Annotated in this window: 20 protein-coding genes and 1 pseudogene; 10 read left to right on the top strand and 11 right to left on the bottom strand. The window is 59.2% G+C overall.

What is annotated here, in order from left to right; translation table 11 throughout:
* Positions 1-342: 342 nt before the first annotated feature.
* From AC0V6U_RS12635 to rplL, 5 genes and pseudogenes are all read left to right on the top strand, one after another.
* The gene (locus tag AC0V6U_RS12635) at positions 343-486 is read left to right on the top strand and encodes a hypothetical protein (protein WP_472643517.1); all 144 of its coding nucleotides are present in this window, start codon (positions 343-345) and stop codon (positions 484-486) included.
* 25 nt (positions 487-511) lie between these two features.
* Positions 512-1,057: a DUF2975 domain-containing protein gene (locus AC0V6U_RS12640; protein ID WP_472643518.1), complete on the top strand. Its 546-nt coding sequence runs from the start codon at positions 512-514 to the stop codon at positions 1,055-1,057.
* Positions 1,057-1,281 carry a helix-turn-helix domain-containing protein gene (locus tag AC0V6U_RS12645; protein WP_472643519.1) on the top strand — a complete coding sequence of 75 codons (225 nt, stop codon included), beginning with the start codon at positions 1,057-1,059 and terminating at the stop codon, positions 1,279-1,281. The genes AC0V6U_RS12640 and AC0V6U_RS12645 overlap by 1 nt, the downstream gene beginning before the upstream one ends.
* Before the next feature lie 274 nt (positions 1,282-1,555).
* Positions 1,556-2,071, top strand: a complete 516-nt coding sequence (gene rplJ / locus AC0V6U_RS12650) for a 50S ribosomal protein L10 (RefSeq protein WP_472643520.1) — start codon at positions 1,556-1,558, stop codon at positions 2,069-2,071.
* An 81-nt stretch (positions 2,072-2,152) separates the two neighbouring features.
* Positions 2,153-2,528 (top strand): annotated as a pseudogene (gene rplL / locus AC0V6U_RS12655) (50S ribosomal protein L7/L12).
* Positions 2,529-2,739: 211 nt separating this feature from the next.
* Here rplL and AC0V6U_RS12660 read toward each other — a convergent pair.
* From AC0V6U_RS12660 to AC0V6U_RS12670, 3 genes are all read right to left on the bottom strand, one after another.
* Positions 2,740-3,297 (bottom strand): DUF6683 family protein, encoded by a 558-nt coding sequence (locus AC0V6U_RS12660; protein WP_472643521.1) that lies wholly within the window; start codon positions 3,295-3,297, stop codon positions 2,740-2,742.
* Positions 3,298-3,344: 47 nt separating this feature from the next.
* Entirely contained in the window at positions 3,345-3,647 is a 303-nt protein-coding gene (locus tag AC0V6U_RS12665; protein ID WP_472643522.1) for a hypothetical protein, read from the bottom strand.
* 86 nt (positions 3,648-3,733) lie between these two features.
* A complete protein-coding gene (locus tag AC0V6U_RS12670; protein ID WP_486169487.1) occupies positions 3,734-4,462 on the bottom strand; it encodes a hypothetical protein in 729 nt (242 codons plus the stop codon).
* Between the two features lie 172 nt (positions 4,463-4,634).
* On the opposite strand from AC0V6U_RS12670, the gene AC0V6U_RS12675 reads away from it, so the two are divergent.
* The 5 genes from AC0V6U_RS12675 to AC0V6U_RS12695 all read left to right on the top strand — a co-directional run bounded on the left by AC0V6U_RS12675 (position 4,635) and on the right by AC0V6U_RS12695 (position 8,802).
* Entirely contained in the window at positions 4,635-6,275 is a 1,641-nt protein-coding gene (locus AC0V6U_RS12675; RefSeq protein ID WP_472643524.1) for a pentapeptide repeat-containing protein, read from the top strand.
* 122 nt (positions 6,276-6,397) lie between these two features.
* A complete protein-coding gene (locus tag AC0V6U_RS12680; RefSeq protein WP_472643525.1) occupies positions 6,398-7,363 on the top strand; it encodes a Tle-like phospholipase domain-containing protein in 966 nt (321 codons plus the stop codon).
* A gap of 225 nt (positions 7,364-7,588) precedes the next feature.
* The gene (locus tag AC0V6U_RS12685) at positions 7,589-8,212 is read left to right on the top strand and encodes an ankyrin repeat domain-containing protein (protein ID WP_472643526.1); all 624 of its coding nucleotides are present in this window, start codon (positions 7,589-7,591) and stop codon (positions 8,210-8,212) included.
* Positions 8,185-8,325, top strand: coding sequence for a hypothetical protein (locus tag AC0V6U_RS12690; RefSeq protein ID WP_486169488.1), 141 nt, complete (start codon positions 8,185-8,187; stop codon positions 8,323-8,325). Before AC0V6U_RS12685 ends, AC0V6U_RS12690 begins: the two co-directional genes overlap by 28 nt.
* Before the next feature lie 12 nt (positions 8,326-8,337).
* The gene (locus AC0V6U_RS12695) at positions 8,338-8,802 is read left to right on the top strand and encodes a hypothetical protein (RefSeq protein WP_472643527.1); all 465 of its coding nucleotides are present in this window, start codon (positions 8,338-8,340) and stop codon (positions 8,800-8,802) included.
* Here the strand turns inward: AC0V6U_RS12695 and AC0V6U_RS12700 are convergent.
* Genes AC0V6U_RS12700 through AC0V6U_RS12735 form a run of 8 tightly spaced genes read right to left on the bottom strand, consistent with a single transcriptional unit; the run spans position 8,763 to position 13,742 of the window.
* Positions 8,763-9,446, bottom strand: a complete 684-nt coding sequence (locus tag AC0V6U_RS12700) for a hypothetical protein (protein WP_472643528.1) — start codon at positions 9,444-9,446, stop codon at positions 8,763-8,765. The two genes, AC0V6U_RS12695 and AC0V6U_RS12700, sit on opposite strands and share 40 nt — an antisense overlap.
* A complete protein-coding gene (locus AC0V6U_RS12705) occupies positions 9,443-9,877 on the bottom strand; it encodes a hypothetical protein (protein ID WP_472643529.1) in 435 nt (144 codons plus the stop codon). Before AC0V6U_RS12705 ends, AC0V6U_RS12700 begins: the two co-directional genes overlap by 4 nt.
* Positions 9,874-11,190 (bottom strand): FliI/YscN family ATPase, encoded by a 1,317-nt coding sequence (locus tag AC0V6U_RS12710; protein ID WP_472643530.1) that lies wholly within the window; start codon positions 11,188-11,190, stop codon positions 9,874-9,876. The genes AC0V6U_RS12705 and AC0V6U_RS12710 overlap by 4 nt, the downstream gene beginning before the upstream one ends.
* Positions 11,183-11,779 (bottom strand): FliH/SctL family protein, encoded by a 597-nt coding sequence (locus AC0V6U_RS12715; RefSeq protein ID WP_472643531.1) that lies wholly within the window; start codon positions 11,777-11,779, stop codon positions 11,183-11,185. The genes AC0V6U_RS12710 and AC0V6U_RS12715 overlap by 8 nt, the downstream gene beginning before the upstream one ends.
* A complete protein-coding gene (locus tag AC0V6U_RS12720) occupies positions 11,776-12,198 on the bottom strand; it encodes a hypothetical protein (protein ID WP_472643532.1) in 423 nt (140 codons plus the stop codon). The genes AC0V6U_RS12715 and AC0V6U_RS12720 overlap by 4 nt, the downstream gene beginning before the upstream one ends.
* A 16-nt stretch (positions 12,199-12,214) precedes the next feature.
* Positions 12,215-13,009: a type III secretion system inner membrane ring lipoprotein SctJ gene (gene sctJ, locus AC0V6U_RS12725; RefSeq protein ID WP_472643533.1), complete on the bottom strand. Its 795-nt coding sequence runs from the start codon at positions 13,007-13,009 to the stop codon at positions 12,215-12,217.
* Between the two features lie 7 nt (positions 13,010-13,016).
* Positions 13,017-13,436 carry a hypothetical protein gene (locus AC0V6U_RS12730; protein ID WP_472643534.1) on the bottom strand — a complete coding sequence of 140 codons (420 nt, stop codon included), beginning with the start codon at positions 13,434-13,436 and terminating at the stop codon, positions 13,017-13,019.
* Between the two features lie 3 nt (positions 13,437-13,439).
* Positions 13,440-13,742: a hypothetical protein gene (locus AC0V6U_RS12735; protein WP_472643535.1), complete on the bottom strand. Its 303-nt coding sequence runs from the start codon at positions 13,740-13,742 to the stop codon at positions 13,440-13,442.
* Positions 13,743-13,764 lie beyond the last annotated feature (22 nt).

Below are 13,764 nucleotides of genomic sequence, written 5' to 3' on the forward strand. Positions count from 1 at the left end.
TCGCCGCTTCCATTCCTAAGCCCATTCCCGCGTATGAATCGGCTTTGCTCGAAGCGAGCGATTGACGTGCATGTAGGAATTCGCAGGCCTCGAGTCAAACATCAGTTTCGCCGCGCCACGCCCTGCACTCGGCCGAGTCGGTTATGCGGCGGCCCAGAACACGCATAGGCCAACACCAACTGCGCGGTCGATACGCCCATTTGGTCTCCTACGTTCAGTCGTCACACCTCGTTATTCGATGCATCACATATTGTTTTTCAATATTATTGATTGACAATAAATCGACTCGCGCCTAGATCGAAATTATTGAATATCAATATGCACCATCAAGGAGATCGATATATGACACACTTTGGCACCCAATCACTCGCCGCTTTCGCAGCGATCCTCATCGCCTTTTCGTCCATCGGCGCGATCGTCACCGTCCCACCAGCTCAGGCCAATGCACACGGCCAAGTCCACTCAGCCATGCCTGAACTGGCTTGATCGGGTATAGAAGGGAGTTTTTCCGATGACAGACAAACCCAACGACCTTTTGCTGCTTGCTGGCAAAATACTGACGATCTTGATGCAGATCTTTATGGCAATCGGTGCGGGAGCCTTGCTCATTGGTCTTACCGTCGTGGTGTTCATGCAGGACACAATCAACGCCGAAATCGCTACGGAATTTGAAGGATCAGTTGGCGCACTACCGCTATTGCCCACGCTGGGCATGATGGCCTTTGCGATGGCATGTGTCGCTTTGATTTTCCTGTTTTTTGGCAAATTGCGAGCGATCATATCGACCGTTGGCGAAGGCGATCCATTCGTTCCTGAGAATGCCGACCGGTTAAATGTAATGGCGTGGATGCTGCTTGCCGTTCAAGCGCTATCAATCCCATTGGCGGGGCTCGCTTTGCTTCTGGCGAAATGGGCGGAGCCCATGGACAATGCTGACGTTGCTTTTGGTGCCGGATTCGACCTGACAGGCATCATTATGGTCGTGGTGCTCTTCATCCTCGCCCGCGTGTTCAAGCATGGCGCCGCTATGCGCGATGATCTGGAAGGGACCGTCTGATGCCAGCCGAAGAAGGAACCAATATCATGGTCAAACTCGACGATCTGCTGCACGACCGCCGCATGACCCTCACAGAGCTCGCGGAACGTGTGGGTCTGACCCTCGCCAACCTGTCGATCCTGAAGACCGGCAAGGCCAAGGCAATCCGCTTCTCAACGCTTGAGGCAATCTGCCGCGAGCTAGAATGCCAGCCGGGCGACCTGCTCTCATTCGAACCACAATAGCTTGACATTCGGGGCGCGTAGGTTAATTGCGCGCCTCGGCTGTTTCGGCAGCCATCCGTCCAAGACAGTTGGTGAAAGCAATCTGGCTTTCTTAATTTCCAGCCTAGACGGGGAAAAGAGATTTCAGGCCTTCCTATTTGGCGGCCCCTTTGATGCCTCATGGGCATCCTCCTTCCCCATCAATGGACATTCGGTCTTGTCGGTTAGCGGCAAGGCCAATTGTGAGCCGGTCGTCTGGCATATGCTGGGCGATCATTAGTGAAGGAGCAAAAGCATGGATCGTTCGCAAAAAGCCGATGCGGTTGCCCAGCTCAATGCAGCTTTCCAAGATGTTGGCGTGGTGGTTGTCACCCGCAACCTCGGCCTGACGGTGGACCAGTCCACTGAACTGCGCGGAAAAATGCGTGAAGCCGGTGCTTCCTATAAGGTTGCGAAGAACCGTCTTGCTAAGCTCGCCCTGAAAGACACCGATTACACCGGGCTCGAAGAGTTTCTCTCCGGCCCGACTGCGCTGGCTTGGTCAGAAGACCCAGTTGCCGCAGCCAAAACAGCCGTCGAATTCGCAAAGTCGAACGACAAGCTGGAAATCGTCGGTGGATCGATGGGCACGCAGGTGCTCGACGAAGCTGGGGTCAAGGCACTCGCCTCGATGCCAAGCCTCGACGAGCTGCGCGGCAAACTTGTGGGTCTCGTCAACGCACCAGCAACCAAGGTTGCTCAGGTCGTCAACGCGCCCGCCAACAAGCTTGCTCGTGTATTTGGTGCCTACGGCGCCAGCGAAGCTGCTTAAGAGACGCTCTTATTAGAGACGAAACATACTGGGGCCTTGGGATGAACCCATCCGCCCTGCCAAATTTTTGGAGTGAACATCATGGCTGATATTGCCAAGCTTGTTGAAGAACTTTCGAAGCTGACCGTCCTTGAGGCAGCTGAACTCGCAACCGCACTTGAAGAAGAGTGGGGCGTTAGCGCAGCTGCTGCTGTTGCTGTTGCTGGCCCTGCTGCTGGCGGCGACGCACCGGCTGCTGAAGAGAAAGACGAATTCGACGTCATTCTCACCGGCGACGGCGGCAAGAAAATCCAGGTTATCAAAGAAGTCCGCGCCATCACCGGCCTGGGCCTCACCGAAGCCAAGGGCCTCGTCGAAGGCGCACCGAAGCCGCTTAAAGAAGGCGTTGCTAAGGCTGAAGCTGAAGAAATCAAAGGCAAGATCGAAGCAGCCGAGCGGTACCGTTGAACTTAAGTAACGGGCTCGCTCAAGTAATCTTGACCAGAGTTTTGTGGGTGTCTTGAAGCGCCCGCAGATAGGAGGGCGGTACCGCAAGGTGCCGCCCTTTTTGTTTGTCGGTAAGGTTTTGGCGCCTCGTCCGGACGCTGGACTTGTGCGTTCCAAAACAAACGGCGGCGCCAGACCAATGGCGCCGCCGCTCAATCTCGTTTTGATTTCGGCAAAGCACCTTAGCCTTTACGCGGGATCGCCCCGCCAGCGAGCAACACCAGGCCAAGACCAGCGCCTGCAGCCAGGGCAATTCCCATCGAGGACTCGCTGTCATCGCCTTGCTCTGACGAACTATCCTTGGCCAGTGCATGAGCGGCCTCGCCCTCAACCGCTTCGCTTGCATCTGCACCTGTCCGGGGGACAAACCCATCCGCCGTGAGCGTCATCAGGGATAGGTCCAGGCCGCTCGCTTTTGCGCCCTTACGCGCTGCATTCGCAAGCAGTTCAAGCTTAGTCGGATCACCTTGCGATTGGTCAAAAGCAGCTGACAAAAGCATCGCTTGAAGCATCAGCGCCTCGGCATATTCCTGGCGCTGGACATCCGTCGCAGAGTTGAAATCGGGAGTTGCAGCAAAGGCGTTGCGAACCTGCTGCTTCACAGCCTTGACCACTGAAGCGCTCGGTTCTTGATCAGTCTTCTGCGACGTCGACCAAACATTGATCCACCATAGAGTATAGGCATCAGCAACATTATGCGAGATCGAGGCCATATCCGCGAATTGCGGTGCGCAGCTCATTCATAATATTGGGCTGCGCCTTAATGAGCTGCTCCAGATCGGCTCGGCTAAGCCTCAACCGGGGTGCGTTCCACAAAATTGCGCAGGTTTTTCTCGGTCTGCGCGCGGTCATATCGATAAGTGAAGTGCGTCTCAGGGAGGTTCGAACTGTCTTGAGAACCCAAGGCAGATGCGGGGCGCGGCGCCGCAAGCTGCGAGGTTATGCGTTTACCAAATTTTTGCCGGAGAGCGGTCTCAGTTGTAACCGACGACATCAAATCAATGCCAGGCATCATCATCTGAGATGAAGCGGGAGCGGAAACAAGCAACGACACGGACAACAGTGCAGAGAACGCTAGAAAAGATCTCATCCTTAATCTCCTTATCTATGCCGAAAATACAACAGGGTGGGAGAATGAACAAGCACCTCCCACCCCGTAATTTAGATCAGTTCAGCTTATTGTTTGCGTGCCATCGCTGTGAGACCTTCGCCGATCGTCTTGATTGCGGTGCTGGTCGCATTCATGAGGTAGGAGAATTCTTGGGTCTTCACGGTCAGCGTGTTGGTGTCAGCGATGGAGCGATCATCGCCCTGATCATCGAGAGACTGGGCCAGCTGCTCAATATCGTTGATTTTCGCATCAAGCGCAGAAGACATTGAGTCCGCAATCACCTGCAGCCAGCTGCGCCCACCCTGTGCACCCTCACGCTCTGAGCGGCGGCGACCCTCGGTCACTGCTTCGCTGAGACGGTCGAAGATATCGAGTGAGTCTCTCTCAACAGCGCGCTGGAAGTCAGCGGTCTGGCGAGGTGACAAGTTTACCATTTCCGCAAATCCGCCCGCTGCTTCACGCATATTCTGCATTTGCAGACCAGGCATGCCAATGTTCGAAGCGAAGCTCGCTTGAGCCAAATCGATGAATGGCTGTGCAATGCCAAGCCGATCGCCAAGTTGCTGAATGATGTTCATTCCAACCTGAGCGCCAATTGTGCGCATCGCGAGCGAAGCCCAACCTGCCGGGCCCATTGCGAGCTGCGCCAAGTTGATAGGGTTAATGACAGAACGGACGAGACCACCAATACCAAACATCACAATACTCCTTTTGAAGAATGTACCGGCGGGCTTCCACTCGCCTTGAGAGCTTTGTGACGGGTCTCGGCGAGTCGCAGTATCGGCAGAATGCATAGATCGCCTCTGCAAAACGCATAGGCGGCACCGAACAGCTGATTCTTGAGCGTCTGACGCAGCTACGTAACAGCTGGTCGCCATGTGCTTGTCATTCACCGCCAGATATCGGCCAATCGCGTTTGACTAGTTGAATGATAATTCAGGCAAAATCGTCAAATCAGGGGTAAATATGGGCAAGCTGCTAAGCGCGATCACTGGACTGACCTGTGCGATCAGCCTCTCGGGGACCTTTGGCATCGGTGCCGTGCTGGCCCAATCCTCCGAAACCGAGGTAGAAGAGAGCATCCTTGGCGATGATTTTGCGCGCGACACCGGCGCGATTATCGTCACTGGCAAACGGCTTGGCGACAATCTGTTTGAACAAGTCGATGTTCCGGAAGATTCGTGCCTGGCCAACGCTCCGCCAATCGGCACCAACGAACCTGGTTTTGCGATCGATGCGACCGGAATGAAGCGCGTCCGCGATCTCACCAGGATCCGCAAGAAAACGCGCGCAGGCACGATCTACATCAAGGGCGGCTCGTTCGTCGGCGCCAAGATGCAAAAGGCGCGGCTCTATAATATGTGCTTCTTCGGCACGGATTTCAGTCAGACAGATTGGACCGGCTTTTCCGGATCGGGGCTCGGCTTTGTGAATGTCGATCTGTCGGGCGCGATGATGGCCGGGGCAAAGCTGCCCTATGTCCTGATGCGCGATGCTAAGCTGGCGCAAGTCGACGCACGGCAGGCTGATTGGCAAAATGGCCGTCTTGATGGCGGCTGGAGCGGGTCGATGCGCAATCTCGACCTATCAGGCGCTAACCTCACCAATTTCCGTATCGCCTGCGGCAGCGGCGCGGCCGATGGCTGTCCGACTGAACGGGAAGGCATATCGCTTAAGAATGCCAATTTACGCCGGGCCAGTTTCTATGGCTTCTTTTGGCCAGACATCGACCTTAGCGGCGCACAAATTGACCAGACTGAGCTGGCGCTGGATCATCTGCCTAGTTTGAAGGGCGCGCGCCTGGTCGGCCCGGTGGTCCTGCGCTCGCCGCGCCGCGCCATCATGCTCTTCCCGGGAGAAGTGGATCAGCTGGTCAAAGGCTCAAGCGAGGATGCGAGCGACACCGACCCGTGCGGCAATGCTCGGCTTGTTCCCGCACTGCAGTTGGCCTGCGATGTTCCAGGCAGCAGCACACGCGCATTGCTAAGCTCGGTGATGGAGCTTGAGCGCCAGAGCACCTCCAAGAAGGGTTATGCATCGCGCCGCGCGGCTTGGGCGTCGGGCCGAGACGGCTGCATCAATCTGGAAACCGAAGATCAGCAGGTCAGCTGCGTCATTGCTGCTTACGAAGCGCGGCAGGCTGATCTGCGCTCCAGTACCGGCGCGCCATCTTGGGTGTCCGGCTCCGGCTATCGCTTGTTCGTATCGAGCGAAGCGGCCTATCCAACCGCGGAAGGTCAGCCTGGCCTTTATGGCCGGATCTTGCCGATCCTGCTCGATTCTGCGGTCGCAGCTGTGATTGTGAAGACGGACGGTTCAGGCTGGGCCAGTGCGAAGGGTGTGGCCGTTGGCGGTTGCTACTTTGAAGTCGATGGACTGGCCTATGACGATGCGGATGGCACCTTGAATTTTGCCCGCAAACCGCGCCGCCGCAGAGCCGCCCCGATCATGCAAGAACCGCTGCTTAGCTTTGCAGGACAAAGCACTGAGGTGCGCGAAGAAGGCGCAGCCAGGATCGAGGGCTGCTCAGCGAGCGGCGACTTCCCCCGCCTCGAGGCGCTCGATTTGAACGACAATCTGCTCGAGTCCATGTGGGAGCGGTTCTAGGCCGAAGCGCCCGCACGCCGTCCCCCGCATCGCCTATACGAAACGTATAGAGACGCTCGCCGCCATATTTGGCATTATCTGTCAGATATGCAGGAGCGCCAAACGGCGAGACGGAGCGGGCAATGGAAACCAATCGCGTAAATGATTTTGCTGCGGACAGACGCAGTGAGATCGGCGTTGGCGTCCAAACCTCCCCGCTAGCAGCCGCCAGCGACGCGCGAATTGAGGCCGCCCGCAATACAATAACAATCGGCGGACCAAGCAATGCGGTGCAGTTCAATCGCACGCAGGCCGTGTCGGATCAGATTGCCGTGGGCCAGGCAGGCCCCGCTGATGCCGTCGCGACGGGCGCTCCGCCTCCGCCAACCACCCGCGAACTCGCCGCGATGGCAACCGACGTCTACACCCCAGGTGCAGCGCCGCCCGCTGGCTGGGACCTCGCTTCAGGTGCGCAGCTCGCCGAGATTGGGCTCAGCGAGTCCATGCTCTCCTCGCCCACGACCGACTTCCAGGCTGAGGTTTACACCCGCGAAATCGCCGGACAGATGAGCTATGTAGTCGCCTTTAGAGGCACACAGAGCGCCGCCGATTGGCGCGGTAATTTTGGCCAGGGAATTGGCCTGCGCACCGATTACTACAACCGCGCCTTGGAAATCGGCGAGCGGCTGACCGTGCCAGAGGGCGCAAGAGTAACGCTCACGGGCCATTCGCTTGGCGGCGGACTGGCCTCAGCTGCAGCGACCGCAGCGGAGCTTGATGCGACCACATTCAACGCCGCCGGCCTTTCCGAACCCACTCTGACCCAGGCGCGCAGCATAGCAGCGGCCGACGGGCGCTTGGATGTCCCAGACATCAGCGCCTTTTACGTGCGCGGTGAAATCCTATCGACCCTGCAGGATGGCGGTGACCGAATGATCGGCGCAATCTTGGGCGGTGCACTGGGCGCTAGCGTTGTTGACATGCCAGAGGCGATCGGCACACGCATTGAGCTCGATCCGGTCCGCCCTGAGGGCATGAAGTGGTATCAAGACCACGCGGTGAACCGCCACTTCATGAGCTATGTGAATGCCAGTCTGCCGGGAGGCTGACTTGGCGCGCGACCTTAGCTTGCCTATAGCCTGGTATCTACGATGCGCTATGCGCTAGCCATATCACCTGCTATTCTGGCACTCGCTGGTCTTTCTGGGAGCTGCTCTGCGTTGAGCGAAACCTCATCCTGTTACACACGGTCGCAGCCTAAGCTTCCTGATCGTCAAAAAGTGCGCGCCCACCTGAGCAATGGGGAGGAGGGTCGGCAGCTGTTTGACGCGGTAATGGACGGCAATATTGGCCGCGTGGAAGAAATGGTGCGCGCCAATCCGCGGCTGCTTTCCACCCACCGGGTACTGCGAGACAATGAGCGCGCGGCCAGCGGCAATAGCGGCGGTCTGCTCAGCTTTGCGATTGGCAATTGCGATCCCCGCATGCTTGGTGCTTTGCTAGAGCTTGGAGCCGATCCCGACGGTATACCAGCCGGTCTGGCGCTCACCTACGCGTCGCTCGCTGACGATCCGTTGATGGCGACTATGCTGCTGCAAGCGGGCGCCTCGCCCGATGCCCAGACACCGGGTCGGTCAACACCGCTCAAGGAAATCCTTTATTTTGAGCGGCCCGATGCAGTTGACCTGCTGCTGCGCGCCGGAGCAGACGCAAACCGTCCCGACGAGCTGGGCGCGACCCCCCTTGAACTGGCATTGATGTTTCAGGATTTTCGATCAGCGGAAGTCTTGCTCAAAGCGGGCGCAAATCCGTGGCAAGTCGGCAATAAGGGTGCTCTGCCGGCAGCTATGCTGACCAAGCCAGCCGAGCAAAGCAGCGATGAGCCGCACCGGCTAAAGCTGCTCGAAATGGTGCAAGCTCGCAGCCCGATTTGGCCGCCCCCGCCCCAGCTGAAGTGATCAAGGGGTTCCTCCACGGCGATTGGCCCAATGCGGCGATGAAAGAGGCCGGATTTGTCGCAACCGAGCAGGCGATGGCATCCATGCGCCTGGCCGACCGCGCGCGGCAATAGGGAGGGCGAGAGATGGTGCATTCAATCCGCCCGACCGGCGTCAGCGCAGTTTCAGCCGTTTCTGCCGGTTCTGGCAAAAACGGAGGGCGTACTGGCGGCGCGCTCCGGAAATTGGCCAAGCAAATCGCAGGCCGCGTCGTCCGAGAATTTCGGATGTCTGAGGATGAGCGCGACTATCAAGACGAAGCGCCGCTGCGCGATGGCGAAGACCTTTACGAGATCCGCGCCGTTGCCCGTGAACTTGCCAGTGACCTGCAGGCCAGACCAACCGACGAAGGGCGACTGGCGCGCAGCCTAGGAGCATTTGCGGCGGAAAGCGCGTCTCTGCTCGCGGCGCGGCCAGAAGCGGCTTCACTCGACACGATAGCGCGCGTGATTGCCGCGCATGAACAGCCTGCTGATGGTGAGACGATTGAGCGCGCGTTCAATCAGATAGATCAGACGGCCCTGGGCATATCAGAGAGCCGCCCCGGCTGACCGTCGCCCGCACTCTTGCTGGCCCGTTCAAACTGCAAAGACGCAATATTCAGGCGGCGACGACCCAGGCCATGCAGCAAAGCCAATTGTGCATAGCCAGCTCGCAGCGCATTCAATTTCGGATCAAGTCCGGCAATGCGAATGGCGATCCCGCCGTCTGCCTGTCTTTGCAAATGCGCGCCTTGGGCCAAAAAGCCGGGCGGAAACTCGATCTCTGCAGATGGCTGAGAGGCGCTTGGCCAGCTTTCCGCAATCTGCGCCGCCATCCGCTCGAACACGGCCTTATCAGCTGGAGATAGAGCAGACTGAGCAGCAATCGCCTGCGGATCTTTACCAGCAAGAATGCGGGTCATATCCGCTCGCGCCAATTCGCCTTCGCTGTGATGCCCGCTCTCGCCCGACATGCTGTCGAAGTCGCCTGAGCGCGAGCGCGCGGACGAGTTCTGCCCTGCCCGCTCTGCGCTCTGCTCCGATGAGCGACCTGCGTCATCACCCGCTCTTTCGACTTTCGCTGAGAACCGCTCGCTGAGCGTTTTGACCTCCGCTTGTCGGCGCGGGGGCTCATTGATCTTGGATGCCTCCGGCGCATACCGCGGCGCGCGCGAGGCACTGGGATCATTTGCTGCTCGGGGCGCCTGCGTCATTGGCGGCATTCCTCGGCTGCTTCATCGGCAATAGTCTCGCGCCGCAAAGCTTCTGTCTTTCGCTCTGCCATAGCTTTTTCAGTGATCAGATCAGCCCGTTCTGCCGCGCGTTCATGCTGAGTGCGGGCGGCAAGCAAATGCTCGCGCGCTTCGCTTAACGCATCATAGGCATCGGCGCGCTGCATGCTGGCGCTTTCGCACTTTTGATCAGAGACCTGCCGCCACAGCAAAGCCTGCGGATCAGCCGGGTTGGAGAGCAGCATGAACTCCGCATTCTCGCGCTGCTCGCGCTCCAGCTTATAGACATCATGCGCTTGCTGCGCGGCGGCGGCGCTTTTGAGCTCAGCGGCCTTGGCCTCACGCCGCACGCGCTGCGCACGCCGCTCTCTCAATTGCGCTATTCGGTTCGCCTGTTGCAATTGCTGGGTCATAGGATCGCCTCTCCAATGGCCCGCAAGCGGGCAAGCGTGGTTGCTTGATCGCAGGCATCTTCAGAGCGCTGGCATAAAAACGCCTCAATCGCATCGCGCTGTTCCAGCGCCGCATCGGCAAGCGGATCCTGCCCAGATTGATACTCGCCCATTTGCAGCAGCAGTTCGATCTCGGACAATTTAGCAAGCATTGCCCTTACTGCTTCTGCCGAGGCAATTTGGCCCGGACCAGACAGCTTGCGGAACAGGCGGGATTGACTGGTGGCGATATCGATTGCGGGGAAATGCCCACGCGCGGCGAGCTTGCGAGACAGATGAATGTGCCCATCGAGCAAGGAGCGGACTTCTTCGCCCACCGGATCTTCCTCCTCGCCCTCAGTCAGCACGGTATAAAGCGCTGTGATCGCGCCCGTGCCATCCGTGCCTGCGCGCTCAAACAGTCGCGGCAGCTCAGCAAATACCGAGGGCGGCAGGCCGCGCCGGACAGCCGGTTCACCAGCGGCCAGGCCAATTTCCCTGAGCGCTCGGGCATAGCGGGTAACGCTATCCATCAGCAGCAGGACATGCTTACCTTGAGCTCTGAAGCCCTCCGCGATTGCGGTTGCCGCGCGCGCAGCCCGAACGCGCTCCATTGCTGGGCGATCCGAGGTGGCGACCACGACGACGGAGCGGACTAGTCCCTCTTCACCTAGCGTATCGGCAATAAATTCGCGCACTTCCCGGCCGCGTTCACCGATCAAACCGATTACAATCGCGTCAGCCTTCGCCCGGCGAGCAAGCATTGCGAGCAGGGTCGATTTCCCGCCCCCGGCTGCCGCAAAAATTCCCATGCGCTGTCCGATACCGAGCGTGAGCAAACCATCAACAGCGCGCACTCCGCTCTCCAGCGGCATATCGATTGGAGGGCGCTCCATCGGGGCAGGCGGGGGCGCGACCAGGGGCCGGTCAGGTGTGGGAGCAATCGGTCCCGCGCCGTCGATTGGCGCGCCTTGCGCGTCCAGTACCCTGCCTAGCAGACTATCGTTAGCTGGTACTCGGTCGGCCATTTCGCGCAAAATGACCTCAGCATCAGCATATAACCCGCGCAACTCGCCAAGCGGCGTTAGCAGCATGATATCGCCGTCAAATCCGACGATCTCCGCGCGCAGCGCCTCTTCCCCTTCGGTTGTAGCGATTTCCATCACATCGCCGATGCGGCCGCGCGCGCCTCGCACCCGCAGTGTGGTGCCCACCGCTCCGACCAGCCGCCCGCGCTGCTCGTAAAGCGGCGAGCGAAGGCTATCGAGCAGAGAGGAGACGTCAGAATTAGCCATCGAGGTCAGCCGAGCCAACGTCCCAGCGCGCGCGCAGGGCCTCCATCTGCGTCTCAAGATCAGCGATGATCCGCCCGCCCCCGACCTCTATCCGGCATCCCATATCGTGCAATTCGGGGTCCCCTTCGACCAAGCGCGCACTGCTCTCTGGCAGCCCGCTCCGGACCGCGTCGACCCATTGCTCAGCAACAACAATGCGCGATGCCTTTGCGCCGGAGCGATTGAGCGTTTGTTCGACCAATCCCGTAACCACGGATGCATCATCGCGCGCGCCAATCAAATGCTCGACAGCTTCCATCGCCGCGATCGCCGCAGCGCGTTCACGCCGCGCATCTTCGCGCGCCATGTCTTCGTGCAATTGTGCCGTGCATTTGCCGAGCGCATCGCGCATTTCTGCCAGCGCCTCTTCGCGGCCCGCAGCATAGCCTTCCGCCCGCGCAGCGGCAGCGTCAGACCGCGCTTGGCCTGCTATGGCTTTCGCCTCGGTAAGCAGAGCGGCACTCTCACGGAAATCGCCCACATGCTCGCTCGCAATCCGAGCGGATGACGGGCGCACCAAGACATCGCCGCACATCACGAATTCGCTCATTCCGCTGGCTCCATTTCAGGTGTTTGCGCATGCGCCAAAATTTCCGCTGCCTGTTCGGCCAATGGTGCAAATTCGCGGTGCCGCTGCGCCTTTTCAATCAGCCCCTCGCCCTGCTCCACCAGCTCAACTGGCGTTGGCAAATCGTCAGTCAGAAATTCTGCACGAAGCTGGCCGATATCCGCATCGCAGACCGCATCGAAGAGGTCTTCACCAACAAACGTCGCCAAGGCGGCGAGCCTGCCACCGTTGAGCTCAGCATCGATTGCGGGCCGGGCGTGGAGCAGGCCAACAATCGTTACGAGCTCACTATGGCGTTCTTGCTCCGCAACGCTCCAATCGGAGGGATTGGCCAAATCGCTGAATGTGGGCAGGCTTTCCCCGCGCAGCCGCGCGGCAAATCGTTGCGCCCGCGCCGGCAAATCTTCGCTCCGCGCCTCAGCCACCATGGGTCATCCCAATGGGCTGTTCGACTGCTCTTGATTTTGACCGGCGGCGGCGACCGCGCCACAATTGCAATGCGCACAACCCGAGCAAACCGACACCCATAATGGCTGCGAGCGTCACCAGGATATCGCTCAGCGGATAGGTTGGCGCATTCGACGTGACAGCAGGCAGCGGCTTGGCCTCCGTCATGGCGACGCTGACCTTCTCATACTCAAGGCCTTCGATGCTGTTGGTGACCAGCGCCTTGATCGCGGCGGTCTGCGCTCTCAAATCAAAGCCTTCGCGGTATTTCACAAACACCGATGCCGACGGCGGATTGGCGACGCCCGTCATCACATCGGCTTCGGGCAAAGCAAGGTGGACGCGGGCTTCAACAACGCCGTCAAACTCGCTGATCGTATGGGACAGCTCTTGGCTCAGACCGTAAACCAGCCGGGCGCGTTCGGCCAAAGAGGACGAAGTGAAGCCCTCTTTTTTGAATACTGTGCCAAGCGATTCGTACTGATCGCGCGGCAGACCGTTTTGGCGCAGAACCTCGACCGAGCGGGCGAAGTCGCCTTGAGCAACGGTGACGGTGAAGACGCCCTTTTCGCCGGGGCTCTTGCCGCTCTCAATGCCCGCTCGCTCGAGCACGGCGACCATCTCATTGGCTTCGCGCTCAGCCACATCGCGGTACAGCTCTTGCCCGCTGCAGGCCGCCACAGCGACCATCAAAACCAGCGCGGCCAAGCCCCGCAGTCGCCGCCGCAGACCAGAGCCGATTGATCCAGTTTGTCCGCTGCCCATAGTCACATTACCCCTGTTGCCGGAACAATTGTTGCAGTCCGTCTGCGCTGCGATTGGCGATGTTCGAGGTCAGTTGACACTGGAACATGAACTCCTGGCATTTCATCGTCAGCTGCACGATCTCGCCCGGTGTCAGCTCGCCATTGCTGGCCTGCGCTGACTGAGCGAAATCGGTCACTGAGCGCGCTTGCACATCAATCCCGTCAAGCGCGCGCAGCATGTTGCCAAGCGGCGCGGGAAGATCGGCTCGATTCACCCCGCTTGCGCTGGAGGCCTTGTCGATCGCTTGTGCAAAACGCGCAGCTTCCGTTCCTTGCGCCCCTGAGGCGGCGGTGGATGGGCCAAGAGAAATGGTGCGGTCCGCTCCTCCGCTGGGCTGCTGCGCGCCGCCAGGGAGCATGGCTGCTGTGAGTAGCTCGATAGTCATGGATCAGTTCTTCCGAGCCATGGTCTCCAGCGCTTTGGAAACGCTGTCGAGCGAGGTGTGGCTGCTTTGTGCCATGAAGCTCATGCGCATGGATTCGGCCGTCAGCTTGGTGATTTCAGACGGGCTATCAGCCCCGTCTTCGCCGCTGATCACATTGGCTTGCTGCTCAATCTTGGACGCCTGATTGTCCAGCGCAGATCCCCAGGCACCGGCAAAGGCTTCGAACCAATTGCGGTTGCGGCTGCTGGTAAACATCGATGGGCTGGAGCTTAAATTCGCCAATACCCGTCCGCTAATATCCGTCATATCACTTCCTTTCGTGCTCGGT

The organism is Erythrobacter sp. W36 (assembly GCF_057364935.1).

Bases quoted from the DNA above. Each gene is read 5' to 3' on its own strand.
- AC0V6U_RS12635 (WP_472643517.1), top strand. From the start codon at position 343: ATGACACACTTTGGCACCCAATCACTCGCCGCTTTCGCAGCGATCCTC.
- AC0V6U_RS12640 (WP_472643518.1), top strand. From the start codon at position 512: ATGACAGACAAACCCAACGACCTTTTGCTGCTTGCTGGCAAAATACTG.
- AC0V6U_RS12645 (WP_472643519.1), top strand. From the start codon at position 1,057: ATGCCAGCCGAAGAAGGAACCAATATCATGGTCAAACTCGACGATCTG.
- rplJ (WP_472643520.1), top strand. From the start codon at position 1,556: ATGGATCGTTCGCAAAAAGCCGATGCGGTTGCCCAGCTCAATGCAGCT.
- AC0V6U_RS12660 (WP_472643521.1), bottom strand. From the start codon at position 3,297: ATGAGCTGCGCACCGCAATTCGCGGATATGGCCTCGATCTCGCATAAT.
- AC0V6U_RS12665 (WP_472643522.1), bottom strand. From the start codon at position 3,647: ATGAGATCTTTTCTAGCGTTCTCTGCACTGTTGTCCGTGTCGTTGCTT.
- AC0V6U_RS12670 (WP_486169487.1), bottom strand. From the start codon at position 4,462: ATGCATTCTGCCGATACTGCGACTCGCCGAGACCCGTCACAAAGCTCT.
- AC0V6U_RS12675 (WP_472643524.1), top strand. From the start codon at position 4,635: ATGGGCAAGCTGCTAAGCGCGATCACTGGACTGACCTGTGCGATCAGC.
- AC0V6U_RS12680 (WP_472643525.1), top strand. From the start codon at position 6,398: ATGGAAACCAATCGCGTAAATGATTTTGCTGCGGACAGACGCAGTGAG.
- AC0V6U_RS12685 (WP_472643526.1), top strand. From the start codon at position 7,589: ATGGACGGCAATATTGGCCGCGTGGAAGAAATGGTGCGCGCCAATCCG.
- AC0V6U_RS12695 (WP_472643527.1), top strand. From the start codon at position 8,338: ATGGTGCATTCAATCCGCCCGACCGGCGTCAGCGCAGTTTCAGCCGTT.
- AC0V6U_RS12700 (WP_472643528.1), bottom strand. From the start codon at position 9,446: ATGACGCAGGCGCCCCGAGCAGCAAATGATCCCAGTGCCTCGCGCGCG.
- AC0V6U_RS12705 (WP_472643529.1), bottom strand. From the start codon at position 9,877: ATGACCCAGCAATTGCAACAGGCGAACCGAATAGCGCAATTGAGAGAG.
- AC0V6U_RS12710 (WP_472643530.1), bottom strand. From the start codon at position 11,190: ATGGCTAATTCTGACGTCTCCTCTCTGCTCGATAGCCTTCGCTCGCCG.
- AC0V6U_RS12715 (WP_472643531.1), bottom strand. From the start codon at position 11,779: ATGAGCGAATTCGTGATGTGCGGCGATGTCTTGGTGCGCCCGTCATCC.
- sctJ (WP_472643533.1), bottom strand. From the start codon at position 13,009: ATGGGCAGCGGACAAACTGGATCAATCGGCTCTGGTCTGCGGCGGCGA.
- AC0V6U_RS12730 (WP_472643534.1), bottom strand. From the start codon at position 13,436: ATGACTATCGAGCTACTCACAGCAGCCATGCTCCCTGGCGGCGCGCAG.
- AC0V6U_RS12735 (WP_472643535.1), bottom strand. From the start codon at position 13,742: ATGACGGATATTAGCGGACGGGTATTGGCGAATTTAAGCTCCAGCCCA.